17 protein-coding genes are annotated in these 17649 nt (G+C 43.7%); 8 read left to right on the top strand and 9 right to left on the bottom strand.

Features of this window, described 5'->3' with window-relative positions:
• Positions 1-42: 42 nt before the first annotated feature.
• The 3 genes from AO382_RS01730 to glnE all read right to left on the bottom strand — a co-directional run bounded on the left by AO382_RS01730 (position 43) and on the right by glnE (position 4304).
• Positions 43-225, bottom strand: coding sequence for an oxidoreductase-like domain-containing protein (locus tag AO382_RS01730; protein WP_064611457.1), 183 nt, complete (start codon positions 223-225; stop codon positions 43-45).
• A 151-nt stretch (positions 226-376) separates the two neighbouring features.
• Positions 377-1309: a branched-chain amino acid transaminase gene (locus AO382_RS01725; protein WP_064603489.1), complete on the bottom strand. Its 933-nt coding sequence runs from the start codon at positions 1307-1309 to the stop codon at positions 377-379.
• A 181-nt stretch (positions 1310-1490) separates the two neighbouring features.
• Positions 1491-4304 (bottom strand): bifunctional [glutamate--ammonia ligase]-adenylyl-L-tyrosine phosphorylase/[glutamate--ammonia-ligase] adenylyltransferase, encoded by a 2814-nt coding sequence (gene glnE, locus AO382_RS01720; RefSeq protein WP_064617622.1) that lies wholly within the window; start codon positions 4302-4304, stop codon positions 1491-1493.
• 116 nt (positions 4305-4420) lie between these two features.
• Between glnE and tusD the strand changes: the two genes are divergently transcribed.
• From tusD to AO382_RS01695, 5 genes are read left to right on the top strand one after another with little or no spacing between them, the layout of a single operon-like run.
• A complete protein-coding gene (gene tusD, locus AO382_RS01715) occupies positions 4421-4798 on the top strand; it encodes a sulfurtransferase complex subunit TusD (RefSeq protein ID WP_064617912.1) in 378 nt (125 codons plus the stop codon).
• A gap of 9 nt (positions 4799-4807) precedes the next feature.
• Positions 4808-5113, top strand: coding sequence for a hypothetical protein (locus tag AO382_RS01710; protein WP_064617620.1), 306 nt, complete (start codon positions 4808-4810; stop codon positions 5111-5113).
• 15 nt (positions 5114-5128) lie between these two features.
• A complete protein-coding gene (locus tag AO382_RS01705) occupies positions 5129-5449 on the top strand; it encodes a TusE/DsrC/DsvC family sulfur relay protein (protein ID WP_064617618.1) in 321 nt (106 codons plus the stop codon).
• 21 nt (positions 5450-5470) lie between these two features.
• Positions 5471-5953, top strand: a complete 483-nt coding sequence (locus tag AO382_RS01700) for an acyl-CoA thioesterase (RefSeq protein WP_049235811.1) — start codon at positions 5471-5473, stop codon at positions 5951-5953.
• Between the two features lie 5 nt (positions 5954-5958).
• Positions 5959-7356 carry a DUF3482 domain-containing protein gene (locus AO382_RS01695; protein WP_064617910.1) on the top strand — a complete coding sequence of 466 codons (1398 nt, stop codon included), beginning with the start codon at positions 5959-5961 and terminating at the stop codon, positions 7354-7356.
• A 94-nt stretch (positions 7357-7450) separates the two neighbouring features.
• On the opposite strand, the gene AO382_RS01690 is transcribed toward AO382_RS01695, so the two are convergent.
• The 4 genes from AO382_RS01690 to AO382_RS01675 all read right to left on the bottom strand — a co-directional run bounded on the left by AO382_RS01690 (position 7451) and on the right by AO382_RS01675 (position 12088).
• Positions 7451-8776: an ABC1 kinase family protein gene (locus AO382_RS01690; protein WP_064617909.1), complete on the bottom strand. Its 1326-nt coding sequence runs from the start codon at positions 8774-8776 to the stop codon at positions 7451-7453.
• 94 nt (positions 8777-8870) lie between these two features.
• Positions 8871-9632 (bottom strand): HesA/MoeB/ThiF family protein, encoded by a 762-nt coding sequence (locus AO382_RS01685; protein ID WP_064617616.1) that lies wholly within the window; start codon positions 9630-9632, stop codon positions 8871-8873.
• 23 nt (positions 9633-9655) lie between these two features.
• Positions 9656-10540 carry a peptide chain release factor N(5)-glutamine methyltransferase gene (prmC, locus tag AO382_RS01680; RefSeq protein WP_064617615.1) on the bottom strand — a complete coding sequence of 295 codons (885 nt, stop codon included), beginning with the start codon at positions 10538-10540 and terminating at the stop codon, positions 9656-9658.
• Positions 10541-10543: 3 nt separating this feature from the next.
• Positions 10544-12088: an AmpG family muropeptide MFS transporter gene (locus AO382_RS01675; protein WP_064617613.1), complete on the bottom strand. Its 1545-nt coding sequence runs from the start codon at positions 12086-12088 to the stop codon at positions 10544-10546.
• Positions 12089-12256: 168 nt separating this feature from the next.
• On the opposite strand from AO382_RS01675, the gene AO382_RS01670 reads away from it, so the two are divergent.
• A complete protein-coding gene (locus AO382_RS01670; RefSeq protein ID WP_064617611.1) occupies positions 12257-13201 on the top strand; it encodes a LysR substrate-binding domain-containing protein in 945 nt (314 codons plus the stop codon).
• Positions 13202-13337: 136 nt separating this feature from the next.
• Here the strand turns inward: AO382_RS01670 and AO382_RS01665 are convergent, their stop codons facing one another.
• Complete coding sequence (locus tag AO382_RS01665; protein ID WP_064617609.1) at positions 13338-14783, bottom strand: SLC13 family permease; 1446 nt, start codon at positions 14781-14783, stop codon at positions 13338-13340.
• A gap of 346 nt (positions 14784-15129) precedes the next feature.
• On the opposite strand from AO382_RS01665, the gene xseB reads away from it, so the two are divergent.
• Positions 15130-15351, top strand: coding sequence for an exodeoxyribonuclease VII small subunit (gene xseB / locus AO382_RS01660; protein WP_064617607.1), 222 nt, complete (start codon positions 15130-15132; stop codon positions 15349-15351).
• Between the two features lie 85 nt (positions 15352-15436).
• Here xseB and pncB read toward each other — a convergent pair whose 3' ends face one another.
• Entirely contained in the window at positions 15437-16669 is a 1233-nt protein-coding gene (gene pncB, locus AO382_RS01655) for a nicotinate phosphoribosyltransferase (protein WP_064617604.1), read from the bottom strand.
• A gap of 233 nt (positions 16670-16902) precedes the next feature.
• Between pncB and lipB the strand changes: the two genes are divergently transcribed.
• Positions 16903-17646: a lipoyl(octanoyl) transferase LipB gene (gene lipB, locus AO382_RS01650; RefSeq protein ID WP_064617602.1), complete on the top strand. Its 744-nt coding sequence runs from the start codon at positions 16903-16905 to the stop codon at positions 17644-17646.
• Positions 17647-17649: the final 3 nt, after the last annotated feature.

The raw sequence follows: 17649 nt of genomic DNA, 5'->3' as shown, positions 1-17649 counted from the left end.
TTGGATTAATCCATCACGATGAAATAAAAAACAGCGAATCATTCAGCTGTTTTTTTGGTCTAAAAATTCCTTAAGGCGTTTTTGCTGTGCATCATAGTCTATCTTATCACGCTGATAAATCTCATAAACACAGTACTCTCCGCACTCGCTGCCACAGCATTCCCATGCTTCAGGATAGTCAGGCTTAGGTAATAGCACTTCATTAAAATCACTTTGAGTCATCATCAACCTGTTTATATTTTAACCTTTGTATTTTAACTTTGATTAAAGTTAAAAAGCGCTTAAGTTGCCCAAAGCGCCTTTTAACTGTTAAGAATACTATTAAGAAATCTATCAAGACCAATCTCAAGATGATTGATATGATTGCAATGGCTGATTATTCATCGATATAGCTTAACCAATGCTGATACTTATCGCTACGACCTTGAACAACATCAAAATACAAAGTCTGTAGTTGTTCGGTCAATTCACCACGACCGCCATTGCCTATCATGCGATCATCATATTCACGAATCGGCGTCACTTCAGCCGCTGTACCAGTCATAAACACCTCATCTGCCAAATAAAACTCATCACGAGTAATACGACGCTCAATGACCTTAATGCCCAAATCTTTGGCAAATTCAATAATCGTGCGGCGTGTAATGCCATCAAGTGCACCGCCTGACAAGTCAGGGGTATGCAACTCGCCATTTTTGACCAAAAATAGGTTCTCACCAGAGCCTTGACAGACAAAACCTTGTGGATCCATTAAGATGGCTTCATCGTAGCCATTACGAGTCACCTCTTGGTTGGCTAGGATTGAGACAGGATAATTACTGGCAGCTTTTGCCTTACACATGGTGACATTTGGGTGATGATGGGTATAGCTTGAGGTTTTAACACGGATACCTTTTTTAATACCTTCTTCGCCCAAATAAGCCCCCCAATGCCATGCAGCAATCGCAGCATGAATGGTATTATCTTTGGCGGCGATACCAAGCTTTTCAGAACCCACCCAAATCAATGGGCGAATGTATGCTGATGCCAAATTATTCAGACGCACAACATCTTTTTGAGCTTGGACAAGCTCATCAAAGCCATAAGTACAATCTAATTGAAAAATTTTGGCAGAGTTTAATAGACGCTCTGTATGATCTTGTAAACGGAAAATAGCTGTACGCCCATCTGGCGTCTGATACGCACGCACCCCTTCAAACACCGCCAAGCCATAATGCAAGCTGTGAGTCAGCACATGTACCTTAGCATCTGGCTGCTCTACCAAGGCACCATCTAGCCACATTTTGCCTTCTTGGGTTGCCATGCTCATAAATTACTCCATATCGGTTGTTAAAATTATTACCATTTCATATCTCAAGCGATTATAACAGATGCCATAAAAATAATAAAATGGTTTTCTTGGTCAAATTGATTGCTTTTTATTATGTCAAAACACACTTTTGATCATAAATTTCATCATAAATTTTGTGGATTAACCGCTATTTTATTGATTAGCCTAAGACATCTTCCCAAACCTCTCGCACAAATTGACGCAGCTCATGCCACTCTTTATCTTCGACGATATTTTTTTGTTCAGATAAGGCAAGTTCGTGGGTTTTTTTACGCAAGTCCAAATACGCTTGCGTCAGCTTTTGACAGCGATCGGCAGTCCAAATGCCTGTTTTTTCTACTTCCTCAAAAATGCGTACGTTATCTGGCCAAATTGCCAAATTTGGGTGCTCGTGCGCATAGGCAAGCACCATAAATTGAGCCAAAAATTCAATATCTATCAAGCCACCAAAATCTTGTTTGAGATTAAATTGCTCGGCTTCTCCATGCTCACGTCTCGTCGTCTTTGTGCCCAAATGATTTTGCATTTTTTGGCGCATTTCAATGACATCTTGGCGCACTTGTGCCGCTTGTCTGGGCGTGGTCAGGACTTGCTTACGAATGCGGTCAAACTCTTTTAGCACTGACACATCGCCTGTCAGACCCCGCGCCCGAACCAAAGCTTGATGCTCCCAAGCCCAAGCCTTGTCTGTCTGATACAGCTCAAAAGCATGGGTAGAAATTACCGGCACGCCAGCATTGCCCGAGGGGCGTAAGCGCGTATCGATCTCATAGGCGCGCCCATCACGGGTTTGGGTTGCCAGATAATTCATCAGTTTTTGGATCAAGCGAGAAGCAAATTTCATGCCACTGATTGGCTTGTCGCCATCGGTTTCGCTTTTTTCGTCGATGCGGTGCAAAAACACCAAATCCAGATCCGACGCATAACCCATCTCAAGACCGCCCAGTTTGCCATAACCAGTGATCGCAAAGCCACAATCGGCGACGTGCGCACGCTCACCGTTATTTAATAAAGGAAACCCATGCTTGACGGACAGCTCATGGAACGCTCGATACAGCGCTGATTCAAGTACCACTTCGGCGATATAGGTCAAACTGTCGGATACTTTCATCGTATGGCGCAAACCCAGTACATCTGCGGTCGCCACTGCCAGAACTTGAGTTTTTTTGAATAATCGTATGGTGGTCAAATAGCCTTCGTCATCAAAGAGCTCCACTCTAAGCAGGCTTTGTCTGAGAATATCGGTAAGCTCAGTTTTATCAGGCAAATGCAAATAACGTTTTTGAAGGAATGTATCAAGCAGCACTGGATAATGCGCAAGCTCTCGGGCGATCCATGGGCTTGCCGATAAAGTCGGGATCAGGCGCACCGTTGCATCTGGATTTTCGCTCAGCATCACCAGATAAATTGACCTACGGCAAATGGCTTCTAGGAGCGCAATCAATCTGGGCAAGGCGATTTTTGCTGACTCTGCGCCATCTTTTTCGGCGTGTGTCAATAAAGCATGCAAGATGATGGGATAGGCTTGATTGAGCCGATCTTTTGCGACATCATCAAGCCCCGTCACCAACCGAGAACTCATAAACTCATCGAGCACGACCGCTGAATTATCCCCCAACGCATCGTCCAATGACGACTGAATCTGAATAATGTCTAAGCTTTCTTGCTTAGGAGACTGCCTATCTGTCACCATGCGCCCAAAGGGTCTGCTGACATTATGACGATGTGCATCCAGCACCGAGCGAAATGCCTTAACCGACTCATAGCCCAAGGTCTGTGCGATGGCAAGCATCTCATCAGGATTGCTTGGCAGGCATTGGGTTTGTTGGTCGTGGCGCGCTTGGATGGCATGTTCTAATCGGCGCAAGAATCGATACGCCGCCGCCAGTTGTTTACTTTCATCTTTATCAATATAATCAAGCTCAGTTAATACCGTCAAACAGTCAAGACATGCAGGATTTTCAGCAATGCGAATATGGTGACCGCCATAAATCAAGGCAAACGCTTGAACAATAAATTCAATGTCACGGATACCGCCCACCCCAAGCTTGATATTATCCAAATCCTGCCTTTGAGTTTGCTGATTGATGATCATGGCTTTCATTTCGCGCAGCGCGCTAAATGCACTATAATCAATATAATAGCGATGCACAAAGTTTCTTGATAATTGGTTAAGCTGTTGTGAAAATTCATCGCTAATGTCATTGACCACGCGTGCCTTTAGCCAAGCAAAACGCTCCCAAGTCCGCCCATGTTGGCTAAAATATTTATCCAATGCCGCCATGTGCATCACCAGTGGTGAGCCATCGCCCCAAGGACGCAGGCGCATATCCACCCGAAAGACAAAGCCATGTTCGGTATTTTCATCCAAAAGCTTAATCACGCCGCGCCCAAGATCGCGCATGAATTTATGATTATCAATGATTTTTTTGCCGTCTGTTTCGCCATTATCAATATGCACAAAAATCAAATCAATATCACTGGATAAATTCAACTCTTGTGCGCCCAATTTCCCCATGGCGATGATGGCAAGTTCATCTTTGAGCGTTTTATTTTTTTGGTGAATCATAGGCTCGCCATAGCGTTTGGTCAGCTTGTGATACACAAAATCCTTTGAAAACTGGATGCAACTGTCGGCAAAATCTGACAGCTCACGCGTCAGCTCCTCCAAAGAAATCACCGACAAGGCATCTTGCCAAATCCACTTCAGCATCAGCATTTGGCGTAGCTTACGAAGCCCCGACATAACCATCTCTTCATTGGTAAAATCAAGGTAATTGGTCGTGCCAAGCCCAACAAAACGGCGGACTAATGCGTCAAAATCTGACCTTGACAAACTTCGCCCAAACCCATATTCTCCCAAAAATACTTGGGCGTCTTCGGTGTGTTTTTGATAAATTTGAGATGCAAATGGGCTTGCCAGTGATAAGTAGTCAAGCTGAGTTTGATTGGGCACAAAATACAAAGAAGCCATGCAGTCGCCTTAAAATCCATGTATCAATAAAAAATGACTTGGGCTTATTTTACACCAATTTTTGGGCTATAATAAACGATTATCATGATTTGTTGATTAAAAAGCTGCTTTCATTTATGACTTTACTACTTGTTACCTCATCACCGCACAGCCATGCAGGCAAGCTTGCGGTTGAATACGCCGCCAAGCAATTACACTTAGGCAATCCAATCTCGGTGTTTTTTTATGGCGATGGGGCTTATACCGCCAATCGACTGATATGGCAGACCGCTGATGTACCAAGTGTTGCTAAGCAGTGGCAAGTATTGGCAAACGATCATGGCATCGCCCTGCCCGTTTGTGTCAGTACTGCTTTGGCTCGAGGTGTCTGCGATGCCCAAAATGCCGCTCGACATGGGCTGACAGGGGATAATCTGTTGCCACCGTTTTCTTTGGTTGGACTGTCTGAGCTTGCCATGATGATTGATGATGCCTCGTCAGTGGTACAATTTTAAGGATAATAGATGAAATTTTTAATTCATATCAATACCGACAGCGAATTAATCGGCTATGAAGCGATTGCTTTGACACTGACTTTGGCGACATTTGATCATGATATTCAGATTGAGCTGGGTGAAAAAGTTTTAGTTTTATTAAATAATCCCAAAAGCCGATTATATGGTATGATCCAGTCTTTGGCGCTTTATGATCTTCCCAAAGCATATCATGATTTTCAAGTAGTTGACGCCTTAGATAAGGTCATTCAATTATCATTACAATCAGGCAGTTTGGCATTGGATGACTATGACTCAAAACTTTATTTTCAGTAGATAATTATCATCACTATGAACCATTTACCCAGCCTAGATGACGACGGTCACCTAAAAGATCATACCGATTGGACACCCAAAATCGCACAAAGGCTTGCTGATACGCTCGGAGTGACACTTGAAAGCGAGCATTATCAGATCATTAGTGAGGTGCGTGCTTTTTTTGAAACTTATCACCACAGTCCATCAACACGCCCATTAATCAAGCATCTGATGGCACGCTTGCCAAACCTTGATATTAGCAATCAAAAGCTACAACAGCTGTTTAAGACAGGCTTGGTCGCTCGGCATGTCAACCGCATTGCAGGTTTGCCTAAGCCACCGAATTGTTTATAATTCATTACATAAGGATTTGCCATGAGTGGATTTTGTACTCTAAATATCGCCCCGACTGACTTGACCATGACGGTACTGATGACGCCTGATATGGCGAATTTTTCAGGGAATGTGCATGGCGGCACTATCTTGAAGCTGCTTGACCAAGTTGCTTATGCCTGCGCCAGTCGCTACGCGGGCAGCTATGTGGTGACGCTGTCTGTTGACCAAGTGATTTTTAAAGAACCGATTTATGTTGGTGAATTGGTAACTTTTTTGGCGCGTATTAACCATGTAGGCACCACATCAATGGAAGTAGGCATACGCGTAGAAGCGGAAAATATCCAAACTCGCACAGCGCGTCATACCAACAGCTGTTATTTTAATATGGTGGCTGTCGATCAAGAAGGCAAACCTGTGCCTGTACCGCCTTTGGTTTTGGATGATCCGCTTGCCAAACAGCGCTACGAAATGGCAAAAAAACGTAAAGAGCTGCGCATCGAGCTTCAGCAGCACGAATGGTAAAATTTATGACGCCCACTTCATCCAATCGCCTGACCACCATCTCTGTGATCGGGCATACCAATGTCGGTAAGACATCGCTACTAAGAACCTTGCTGCGCGACAGCTATTTTGGCGAAGTGCAAAACGCTTCAGCGACCACGCGCCATGTCAGTGCTGTTGATGTACTAAGCAAAGACAATGTACCGCTAATCACTTTACATGACACGCCAGGATTAGAGGATGCCACAGGTGTCATGGATTTTTTGCAGGATCATACCAATGGACGCGCCGATGGTGTGGAGCGCCTATCTGCTTTTTTACAGGCAGTTCATAATAATGATGCGCGACTAGACGGGGATTTTAGCCAAGAAGCCAAAGTCATCAAAAGCTTACTTGAGGCAGATATTGCGCTTTATATTATTGATGCCAAAGAGCCGGTGCTTGGCAAATATAAAGATGAGCTTGCCATCTTGGCTGGATCAGGCACGCCGATTTTACCGGTTTTTAACTTCATTAATCATCCCAATCATCACATGCAGACTTGGCGCGAGATGCTGTCACGGCGTGCACTACATGTGGTCAATGCCTTTGATACAGTTGCTTTTGACTTTGAAAATGAGATGGCTTTATGGTCAAATCTTAGCCTATTATCCAACCATGATCAAAATATCGAAAGACTCAAGCAAGAGCGCAGCGACACATGGCATGAGCTGATGGAAACTGGCTCTGAGATGATCGCTGATTTTTTGATTAATGTCGCCGCATATCACCAAAAAATCGCAAGCGACGCCGATGCTACACCAACACTGGAGCAGATGCAAAATACAGTGCGTCAAGGCGAATCTATTCTACATGATAAATTACTAAATTTATATCGATTTTATCATCAAAGCATCACCTCTGAGCGGCTAGACATCACAAGCAGCATCCAAGACGTGTTTGATAGCGAACTATTGGCTCAGTATGGGATACGCACAGCAGGCGGTAGCGTTACGGGAATGATTATCGGTGCAGGCATTGATGTGGCGACTTTGGGCGCAAGCCTTGGTCTTGGCACAGCCATCGGCGGTGTGATTGGCGGACTGCTGCCCAATTCCACCACCATCAAAGACAAAGCGATGGGCGTGCAGACGCTCATGATTGATGCATCGACAATCACATTGCTCGCCGCTCGTGCCCAAAATCTACACCACCACCTAAGACATCGTGGGCACGCCAGCTTCTCAGAGATTGCCGCCAGCGATCAAAATTTGCCTTGGCAAAGCGATAAATTACCAAGCCCGATCAAAAAAGCGCGCAGCCATCCTAACTATTCAAGTCTCAATGGCAGCTACGATGACAAGGTAGCGCTTAGATCGGATTTGGCGCAACATTTGGCAGAAATTTTAGTGACACACTTACAAAGACTGCCCATCAATCACTAAAAAAGTTTGATCAATGTCCAAATTTTTAAGTCAATGTATTAAATTTAAAATCTGACCCAATCACATGCACGCAGACAGATTAATTCAATTTAATTTAATTCAATCTAACCAAGTCCAAGCGATTGCCTTCAAACAGCTCCATATCTGGTGCCAAAGTTACCATAAAGCGGTCAAAATATAAAAGCTGCTTGGTTAATAATGCAAAATCTCTAGGGAAATGGATGCCATGACGCTTACCAATATCGACCATTTCTAGCATCATGGCATTTAGGCTATCGTTATTGGCTGGTGCAGGCGTGGACTCAGGCGTGATTTTGCCAAGCATCCGCCGTAAGTCATTTGCCAGATGATCAATATTCATTTTATCAGGTGCGTGTGTCATACCAATATTGACCATCGCTTGTGCCATACCATGATAATCGTTCATTTGTAGGCTTTGTACCAGATTAAAACATGCCTGCAGGCTACTTGGTTGAATTTGCCCCATTAAGCCAAAGTCCAAAAAAGCAATCCGTCCATCATCAAGCAACATCAGATTGCCTGCGTGTAAGTCAGCATGAAACTCACCCGTCATCATCAAGGATAAAAACCATGTATCCAAAACATCATTCATGATTTTTTTACTGTCTTTGCCTGCTGTGCCATCCCAAACAAGCGACTCATCCACCAATGACTTACCGACTAATAAGTCCATGACCAGTACTTTTTTGGTGGATAATCTATGATGTACCTTGGGTGCGGTCACTTGGGTATTGCCCACTTGATGTAGATGTGCTAAGAATTTATCAATATGATGACTCTCCGCCAAAAAGTCAGTTTCTGCCAACATTCTGGCACGCATTTCATCAATAATTGGTGCAAGATTTGCCGCTTTTAGGCTCGGTACTGCTTTTTCTAGCACCCAAAATACACTATGCAGTACCCCTAAATCGGTTTGCATGATCGTATCTACGCCTGGTTTTTGGATTTTTAGTGCCACTTGTCTGCCGTCAGCAAGTACTGCTTTATGCACTTGGGCGATACTGGCAGATGCCAGAGGCTTAGGATCAATATAAGAAAAAATATCGCCCAATCCACGCTCAGGCGTTTCAAGTTCATCAATCAACACTTGGCGGATTTGCTCAAATCGTACTGGCGTTGTCTGGTCTAAACACCCTTGAAAAGCCAAAACATATTCTTTGGGGAAAATAGAAGGTGTACTTGCGATAAACTGTCCAAGTTTGATATAAGTTACACCCATCTGCTCAAACGCTTCACGCAAAAGGTGTGCATCCATTTTATCACCCTTAGCCATTCTAAGTGCTGACAAGCCTGCAACACTGGCAGTTTTTTGAATACGACCTAAGACATGCACACTTTGGTTCAGTGCTTTTTTGGCGGTAGATACTGGATTTTTTGGTAAAAATGTTGGCATAATCATCATTTTTTATGAAATAATTGAAATTGTAATTGAAATGGTCATCAAAGACCGTAAATTCAAGAGTACCACAAAAATACTTAAACTGCTTCAGCGGTCATGAGCCACAAACCGAACAATGCTCATCACGGCAAATGTTTAGTTTTTTTAATTGAAATTGCTCACCTTGCCAAATCAGTAATTCATTGGCAATTGGATTGATACACTTGCCCAAAAAACTAAGTGCAACCTGCGATGCCAAAGCACCAATCACAGATACGGTACTTGCCAACACGCCAGAGGTGCTACAGTTCATCTCATCGCCCGCCTCCTCACCAAAGACGCATTGATAACACGCCGTATCAGTCGTATAAAGTGCAATTTGTCCTGTCTGAGCGATGGCAGATGTTGATAACAACGCAATCTTATGGTGATGACAGGTGCGATTTAATATATCACGAATCAAAAAATTATCCGTACAATCGATCACCAGATCGGCATGTTTGATGAATTGATCGGTATTGCTTTGGGTAATTTTATCAGTGATGGCGGTGATGCTCACCCATTCGTTTTGCTTTTGTAGTGCATCTTTGGCAGCCACCGCTTTAGATTTGCCGACATCCAACGCAGTGTATAAAATCTGTCGCTGCAAATTACTGACATCAACCACATCATGATCAATGATATCTATTGAGCCAATCCCTGCTCGTACCAAGATTTGTGCGATAGGACAGCCTAAGCCGCCCATACCCACAATAATCGCATGGCTATTTTTTAGGCGAATTTGTGATGTGATATCCCAATCATCCAGCAAGATTTGACGAGCATATCGCATCATTTCATCATCAGTGAGATGACCATCAACTGCATGACTGTCCATAACGCACCTTATTTATCCATAGTTTATCCACAGTTTTTATATCTCCCAAGCGTTACTCTGTCATTACCCCCATAATCTTGGATAGTATATACATCAAGATAACCAGATGACAAATATAAGTTACGCACCGCCTCCGCTTGGTCAAAACCATGCTCAATTGCCATCAATCCGCCATCTTTGAGATACGCCCTACCCGTTTCAATAATATGGCGAATATCTGTCAAACCATTCTCAGCTGCCACAAGTGCCGTGATTGGCTCATGCTTAAGATGTGCCAAATGCTCGTCGTTTTCATTAATATAAGGTGGGTTGGTGATGATCAAATCAAATTTATCCACCACCTTTACAAACCAATCAGACTGCAAAACTTGGCAATCAGCTTCAAGGCGCTGACTGTTTTGTGCGGCGACATTTAGCGCTTCAGTGCTGACATCGACCAACGTTACCTGCGCTAAAGGCAGCTCAAGCGCCAACGTGATACCGATACAGCCTGTGCCTGTGCCCAGATCCAAGATAGTGACGGGTTTTGTGATGCCATCTAGACGGTCAGTATTTTGCTTAAATTTAGGATGATTTAATACAGTTTCAATCAAAATCTCGGTATCTGCTCTAGGAATCAGCGTGTGTGCATTGACCGAAAATTCACGACCCCAAAAGCTTTGCCGCCCAATGAGGTAGGCGAGCGGCTCACCTGATGACAGTCTTGCCAAGCCTGCTTGAATGCTTGACAGCTCATCTTCGGTCGGCTGATAGTCGCCATCAGTGATAAAAAATGCCAACGGCTGATTAAGCACATAACTTAGCCAACCATCAAGCCAATGCAGCGGCAAGGCATCAGAACTAAGCGTTTTAAAAATCTCACGGATCTGGCGCACAGTCAAACCGTGTAACTGAGTTATCGTTGGCACGGCTTATTCACCTATTTGGGGCTGGCTGATGTCAATATACTTATTCACAAGATAAATCAAAAATAGCACAGGAATACCAACCAAAAAGGTAAATCCAAAGAAAAACGCATAGCTTGTTGCATCCACAATACTGCCTGAATAGCCGCCGATCAACTTTGGCGCCAAAGTCATTAATGATGAAAATAACGCATATTGCACCGCTGTAAAACGAATCGAAGTCAGCGCCGATAAAAACGCAATGAACACCGTACTTGCCAAGCCTGCCGCTAAGTTATCCGTAATCACCGCAAAGTACATCATAGGCACTGTCGGGGTATAAAACAGTAAAATAAACAAAAGATTGGTCACACAAGCCAAGATGGCGCCAATACTCATCGCCTTGATGATATTCATCTTTTGGGCAAGCCAGCCACCAATGAAACCACCGCCAATACTGGCGATCACCCCCACTACTTTCACTGCCTCGGCAATTTGGGTCTTGCTAAAGCCTAAGTCTTGATAAAAAATATTTGAAATATTGCCTGCGATGACGTCACTGATGCGATATAGCCCAATCAGCGCCAACAAAAAGATGGCTTTTTTGCCATAGCGGCGGAAAAAATCCATCACAGGCTCAACCCAAGTTTTGACAGCCATTTGCTTGGGTACCAGCCCTGCTTTGACCAAGCCAAAGCCCATCAAACCAAAGGCGGTCAGACTTGCCATAAATCGAAGCGTCCCATATATAAATCCAAGCAGCGTGCTGTCAGTCTCTGGCAGCACGCCGCCCACGCCTCGGAACACCAAAATAAATGCAGCCACTGACAGCACAAACACCATCACCAATCTGACATGGTCTTTTGAGTCTTGGGTGATGGGTCTGACCACCGTTTTTGGTTCTGGAATGATCAGCGTGGTCAAAACACCAATGCCCATGACAGCTGCCATGATGAGATAGGTTTTTTGCCATGCTGCATAAGAATACGCCTCCATCGTCGAACCAAAAAAATCTGCCAAATACAGTGCACCTGCGCCCGACACGATCATACCGATGCGATAGCCCATGACATAAGTCGCCGATAAAGCAGGCTGCATATCAGCAGGCGCGCTCTCAATACGATAGGCATCAATCACGATATCTTGGGAAGCTGAAGAAAAACCAAGCAAGACAGCGCCTGCTGCCATGATGCTTAGCATCGCTTCACTACCCTGGGGATTGGTCATCGCCATCAGAATCAATGCACTGATGACCAAAATTTGGGTAAGTAATAGCCATCCGCGGCGTCTGCCCAAAAGGCGCGTCAGCACAGGTAATGGCAGCGTATCCACCAACGGCGCCCAAATGAATTTAAACGAATAACCCAGCGCCGCCCAGCTGAACATCGTCACCGTCGCGCGATCAATGCCCGCTTCACGAAGCCAAAGCCCCAAGCTTGAAAACACCAACGAGAAGGGTACACCTGCTGCAAATCCCAAAAATAATAGCGCGACCGCCTGCTGATTAAAGTACGCCTGACGAAATGCCTGCCATGCGCTTGGATTGGCTTGATGCTGGATTGGACCGTTCATAATAGCCTGCTTAGGTTGAATGATGACAATGGGATAATAAAATTTTCCCATTTTACCTGAATTTTGTATACTTTTCTTGTTTGTTTGGTAAATTTTTTTACCTTTTGGGGTAAAAATTCGGTATGATAAGCCAATTTATCTTGACAACTTATTTACTCAAGGAATTTTATGGCTATCGACATTGTCATCAACCAGCGTCACCTACAAATTCAGCTCAAACAGCTTGAGACTGTTTGGCATACTGTGGTGAATGGCTATAATCTTAGCCAAGCAGCTGAGCTTTTGCACACCAGTCAATCCAGCCTATCCAAGCAAATCGCCGCACTTGAAAATCAGCTAAAAGCAGATGTATTTACGCGTCAAGGTAAGCGTTTAACAGGTCTAACCCCTATCGGTCGGGCACTTTTGCCACACATTGAAGCGATTTTTGCTGAAATTCGTACCATTGAGAATTTAAGCCTTGATTTTAATAATGCTCAAGCAGGCACTTTGACTGTTGCCACCACACACACCCAAGCCCGCTATGTCCTACCCCAAATCGTCAAAGAATTTCGTGAAAAATTTGATAAAGTCAACTTAGTATTACAGCAGGCTGACCCTGAAACGATAGCTCAAATGGTGATTCGTGGTCAAGCCGATATTGGTATTGCCACCGAGTCGCTACTTAATAATGCCGTGCTTCGTTGTTATCGCTATTATGATTGGTCGCATGTGGTGATTGTTCCAAAAACACATGAGCTGGCAGAATTTGCCGATGTGCCTGATGGTATTGATTTACCGACCTTAGCCAGTTATCCGATTGTCACTTATCATGGCGGATTTACAGGTCGTGGTACGATTGATAAGGTCTTTGAAAAAGCAGGATTTTCTCCTGACATTGTTTTGGCGGCACTTGATTCAGATGTCATCAGCACTTATGTATCATCAGGGCTTGGCATTGGCATCATTGCTGAGATGGCATATCAGCCCAAACACTATCCTGATTTGGTTGCCATTCCTGTGAACCATTTTGGGCGATTTACCAGCTGGATTGCGGTGCGTGACGACAGCGAAATTCGTAAATTTGGTCATGAATTTATCAAATTATGCCAAGCACAGTTTGACCAAAACTAACTTAAGCCCCAAAAAACCTTTTTTAAACCACCGTTGAGTGATGGTTGTTTGATTTTAAGGATTAATGAGCATTTACAAAAATCAAAAAGATTAAAATCCCCAAAATCTCATTTGGGGATTTGTTGTTACAATCACATTAAGCCAAGAATAGATACGCCCATGCGGTTACAATCACGATAGCAACTAAGTTTAGCCAAAAGCCAACTTTCATCATATCTTTTTGTTTGACATAACCTGAACCCATAATGATGGCATTCGGTGGTGTGGCAACTGGCATCATAAATGCACAAGATGCACCAATGCCGATAACCATAATCAAAACTTCAGGCGGCAGCCCAAGCTGAACGCCAATTGGTGCAAACAGTGGCACAAGTAAGGCAGCAGATGCGGTATTGCTGGTAAATTCTGTCAAAAAGATGATGAATGCTGCAATCACCAAGATCACAAGCAAGCTAGATGATCCGCTTAAGAAAGTTGCGATACTCTCACCCAAGACTGCAGATGCACCTGTGTCTTTCATGATATTTGATAAAGCGATACCACCACCAAACAGCATTAAGACACCCCAGTCGGTATTATCCGAGATTTGCTTCCAGCTAACCAAACCAAGCAGCAATACCGCCACCGCAGCAAACAAAGCGATGACTGTATCAGGACTACTAAATCCCAAAGCAGTACCAAGCTGCTTACCAAAAATCCAGCTGGCAGCCGTAATGACAAACACAATCGTCGTCAAAATACGCGGCATTGTCATTGGGATGGCTTCTTGGGTACCAAGTTCAACACGCTGACCTAAGTTTGGGCGCAAAATCAGATACATGACACCGATCAAAAATGGCATGAGTACGATCGCCATCGGTAAGCCAAAACTCATCCACTCGCTAAAGCCGATGCCAAGCTCCTTGGCGGCGATCGCATTAGGCGGCGAGCCAACCAATGTACCCAAGCCGCCGATAGAAGCAGAATAAGCAATGCCCAAAAGCACAAATAAAAAGGTATTACGATCTTTGGTGGCATCTACTTGGGCCAGCAAGCCGATCGCCAAAGGCAACATCATGGCAGCTGTCGCCGTGTTACTGATCCACATTGACAATGCCGCTGTGACGCCAAACATCATGATCACAGCACGCCCCAAATGACCACCAGCCAACCCAATCAAGCCATAGGCAATTTTTTTATCCAGCTTTTGGACATGCAAGGTAGCTGCCAGCGCAAAACCACCAAAAAATACGAAAATGATTGGGTCAGCAAAACTGGTCAATGCCGCTTTGGTATTAAAATCAGGAATACCAATAAATAATGCAAGCAGTGGCACCAAAATCGCTGTTGCGGTCACATGAATTGCTTCGGTAAGCCACAAAATACCGATGAATGTTAGCAGCGCCAAGCCCTTATTTGCCAAAGGCTCAAATGGTAAAAAAGCATACAGCACATAAGCGATGATGGCTGCAATAACGGTAATCACGATGCCTTTGATGGCATCGGGTCGTACCTCACCAGAGGGTGGTACGCCATCATCATCATGCTGAAAATCTGTTCTCAGCGTAAAGTCTGTTTCTTTTGATTGATCTGATCGTGTCATATTAAATCCTAGATCATAAACTCTCATGCAGTGCCGATGATCACTTCGTCAACACCCATAAGCTCACCCAAATCGACGAAAATCAACTTAAGCACAAAAAAGTCTGCAAGCCACGACTAGTAGACCCTCCCCCTTTTGCCCATTGATTTTCCACTATTAAAAATATGATAACAAAAATATAATAATTTACAATGATTTTATGACACCCACCAAACAAAGATTAGCAATTCATAGGTTTTATCTTGATAATGAGCGTGCTTAATGGTTAAATTTATAAACGACTTAACATCATCCCAAAAATTCGTTACAATAACCAGAATACTTTGACGATCAAATGATGAATACCATGAGCCAAACCACCCCTGAAAATTTTAAAGACGCTTACCACATCTTAAAAACCAACGCCGATAAACTTGAGCAGTCTCAAACCTTAGATATCGATAATCTGGTGACGATTGTGGAGGAGTCTTTGGCGGCGTACCGTATTTGTCAATCTCGCATTGAGGCAGTGGAGCGGGCGCTGCAATCGGCTTTTGAACAAGCAGAAGTCGCCACCCAAGACGAATAATCTTACGCTTTATTACACTTTCATAGCAGACTTTTATTCATATAAAAAGCTGGATGACCAAATCAGTTCATCCAGCTTTTCATGCTTATTCTTTGATTTCAAAGACCTGCTTAAGATACGCCAAATAGGTATCATCATCAATCATCGTCTTACCTGGACTGTCGGACAGTTTGGCGACTGGCTGTCCATTACAAGCAACCAGTTTTAGGACGATGTTTAGCTGCACCACACCCATATCATTGGTCAGGTTTGTGCCGATACCAAAGCCTGTTTTGATTTTTCCTTTAAAATGCTGATGCAAATCCCACGCTTTTTGTAGGGTCAAGCCGTCGCTGAAGGTCAGAATTTTTGTTTTTGGGTCAATTTTTAGTTGATGGTAGTGTGCGATTGCCTTTTCGCCCCACTCATAAGGATCGCCACTATCATGGCGAAGCCCATCAAATAATTTGGCAAAATACAAATCAAAATCACGCAAAAACGCATCCATACCGACCACATCGGTCAGCGCAATGCCCAAATCGCCGCGGTACTCGCGCACCCAACAATCCAGTGCCGCTTTTTGAGAATCTCTTAGTCGTACATCCAAAGCTTGAAAGGCTTGCATAAACTCATGCGCCATCGTCCCAATTGGCGTAATGCCAAGCTGCTTAGCCAAATAAACATTGGAAGTGCCACGAACGATCTCAGGGCACGCCTCATAAAGTGATTTGACCACATGATATTGCCACGCTTTACTGAATCGGCGACGCGTCCCAAAATCAGCCACCGTAAAGGCTTTATCAGCGGACATCGGCTCGGCGCTTTGTTTGGCTTGATAGTCGCGCAATAACGCAATCTTAGCATCCAATCGTTTTTGACCTTCTGCCATGATATCATCCGTCACCAAGCGACGATAATAAAGCTCACTGACAATACAAAGCACGAAAATCTCAAAAAACATCGCTTGGATCATCGGACCTTCGATATCGATGTTTAAAAAATTATTGCCATCTGTAGAAACCGTAATAAAACGGCGCTTAAGCGAAAATAATTCTAAATAGTCCACAAAATCCGATTTAATAAATCGCAAGCTGCGCAAATAATCAAGCTCGTCTTGAGTGAATTTTAGCTGACACAAATAATCCATCTGCTGCTCAAGATCTGCTTTAATCTCCCCCAAAGCAAAGGCGGTTTCGTGATTATTGCGACAGCGAAACCGATAAACACCATGCGTCTGCGGAAACTGGTGCAGCATGGCTTGAAGCATGGTAAATTTATACAAATCATTATCAAGCAGCGATGTGACAATCGGTTCATCGGCGTTCAAAAAGACATCCATAAGCCTTAAATCCGTGGTTGATTCTTATAAAAAATCCCTATCATACACAAAAACACCCTTATTTGCATCATTTTATGGGGTTTTTATCTATTTTTCATTAATTATACATTAATAATTATCAAACATCTTCTGCCCTACGGTCAGCTGACCATAAATTATCTTGCAATCTGCCAATAAACCCCTTATTATGACAAAAGTTTATAACCATAAAAACCAAGTCCAATCCCTTTGACATGAATACTATCACGCCCTCTTGTTATCCTGAGCTTCAAACTCTATCGACCGATGATCTGATCGTGCGGCTTTTTGATGATGCTGACTATCAAGCCACTCACGAAGCTATGCTAAATCACACCCTGCAGCGCATCGAGGATAAAAAGTCAGCACAGCATCATGCTGACGAGCTATGGATTGTTGAGCATCAAAATGTCTATACACTTGGGCAAGCAAGTAAGCCTGAGCATATCTTATATCGTACAGACACGCCCATCATTCAAACAGATCGAGGCGGTCAGGTCACTTGGCATGGAGATGGTCAATTGATCGTGTATTGGCTATTTGATTTACATCGTTTAAATTTTGGCGTAAGAGACTTAGTTAGCCATGCCGAACAAGCCATCATTGATATTGTGGCACACTATTTACCCAAAACACTCACCGTCAAAGCACGCCGTGATGCACCCGGTGTATATATTTATAATCATACAGGCGATATGCTTGGCAAGATTGCAAGTTTAGGATTTAAGATTAAGCAAGGTTTTAGCTATCATGGTATCGCCATTAATCTTATCAATGATTTAAGTGCCTTTCATGCCATCAATCCTTGTGGTTATGCAGGGATGCCAATGGCGAAATTATCAAGTTTTGGGCAATTTACAGCAGATGACATGGGGGCATTTATCACCCAGTTGATTAAAAATATTGCTCGTCGGCACGCTGGTTTGGTTGAATTACGACCCCAAGATACGCTAAAATGAGCT

The organism is Moraxella catarrhalis (assembly GCF_001656295.1).
GTDB lineage: Bacteria > Pseudomonadota > Gammaproteobacteria > Pseudomonadales > Moraxellaceae > Moraxella > Moraxella veridica.
This window is presented reverse-complemented; position numbering and strand designations above follow the sequence as displayed.

Bases quoted from the DNA above. Each gene is read 5' to 3' on its own strand.
- AO382_RS01730 (WP_064611457.1), bottom strand. From the start codon at position 225: ATGATGACTCAAAGTGATTTTAATGAAGTGCTATTACCTAAGCCTGAC.
- glnE (WP_064617622.1), bottom strand. From the start codon at position 4,304: ATGGCTTCTTTGTATTTTGTGCCCAATCAAACTCAGCTTGACTACTTA.
- AO382_RS01685 (WP_064617616.1), bottom strand. From the start codon at position 9,632: ATGGACAGTCATGCAGTTGATGGTCATCTCACTGATGATGAAATGATG.
- xseB (WP_064617607.1), top strand. From the start codon at position 15,130: ATGAGCCAAACCACCCCTGAAAATTTTAAAGACGCTTACCACATCTTA.
- AO382_RS01670 (WP_064617611.1), top strand. From the start codon at position 12,257: ATGGCTATCGACATTGTCATCAACCAGCGTCACCTACAAATTCAGCTC.
- tusD (WP_064617912.1), top strand. From the start codon at position 4,421: ATGACTTTACTACTTGTTACCTCATCACCGCACAGCCATGCAGGCAAG.
- AO382_RS01695 (WP_064617910.1), top strand. From the start codon at position 5,959: ATGACGCCCACTTCATCCAATCGCCTGACCACCATCTCTGTGATCGGG.
- AO382_RS01665 (WP_064617609.1), bottom strand. From the start codon at position 14,783: ATGACACGATCAGATCAATCAAAAGAAACAGACTTTACGCTGAGAACA.
- AO382_RS01690 (WP_064617909.1), bottom strand. From the start codon at position 8,776: ATGATTATGCCAACATTTTTACCAAAAAATCCAGTATCTACCGCCAAA.
- AO382_RS01700 (WP_049235811.1), top strand. From the start codon at position 5,471: ATGAGTGGATTTTGTACTCTAAATATCGCCCCGACTGACTTGACCATG.
- AO382_RS01710 (WP_064617620.1), top strand. From the start codon at position 4,808: ATGAAATTTTTAATTCATATCAATACCGACAGCGAATTAATCGGCTAT.
- AO382_RS01725 (WP_064603489.1), bottom strand. From the start codon at position 1,309: ATGAGCATGGCAACCCAAGAAGGCAAAATGTGGCTAGATGGTGCCTTG.
- AO382_RS01705 (WP_064617618.1), top strand. From the start codon at position 5,129: ATGAACCATTTACCCAGCCTAGATGACGACGGTCACCTAAAAGATCAT.
- AO382_RS01675 (WP_064617613.1), bottom strand. From the start codon at position 12,088: ATGAACGGTCCAATCCAGCATCAAGCCAATCCAAGCGCATGGCAGGCA.
- lipB (WP_064617602.1), top strand. From the start codon at position 16,903: ATGAATACTATCACGCCCTCTTGTTATCCTGAGCTTCAAACTCTATCG.
- pncB (WP_064617604.1), bottom strand. From the start codon at position 16,669: ATGGATGTCTTTTTGAACGCCGATGAACCGATTGTCACATCGCTGCTT.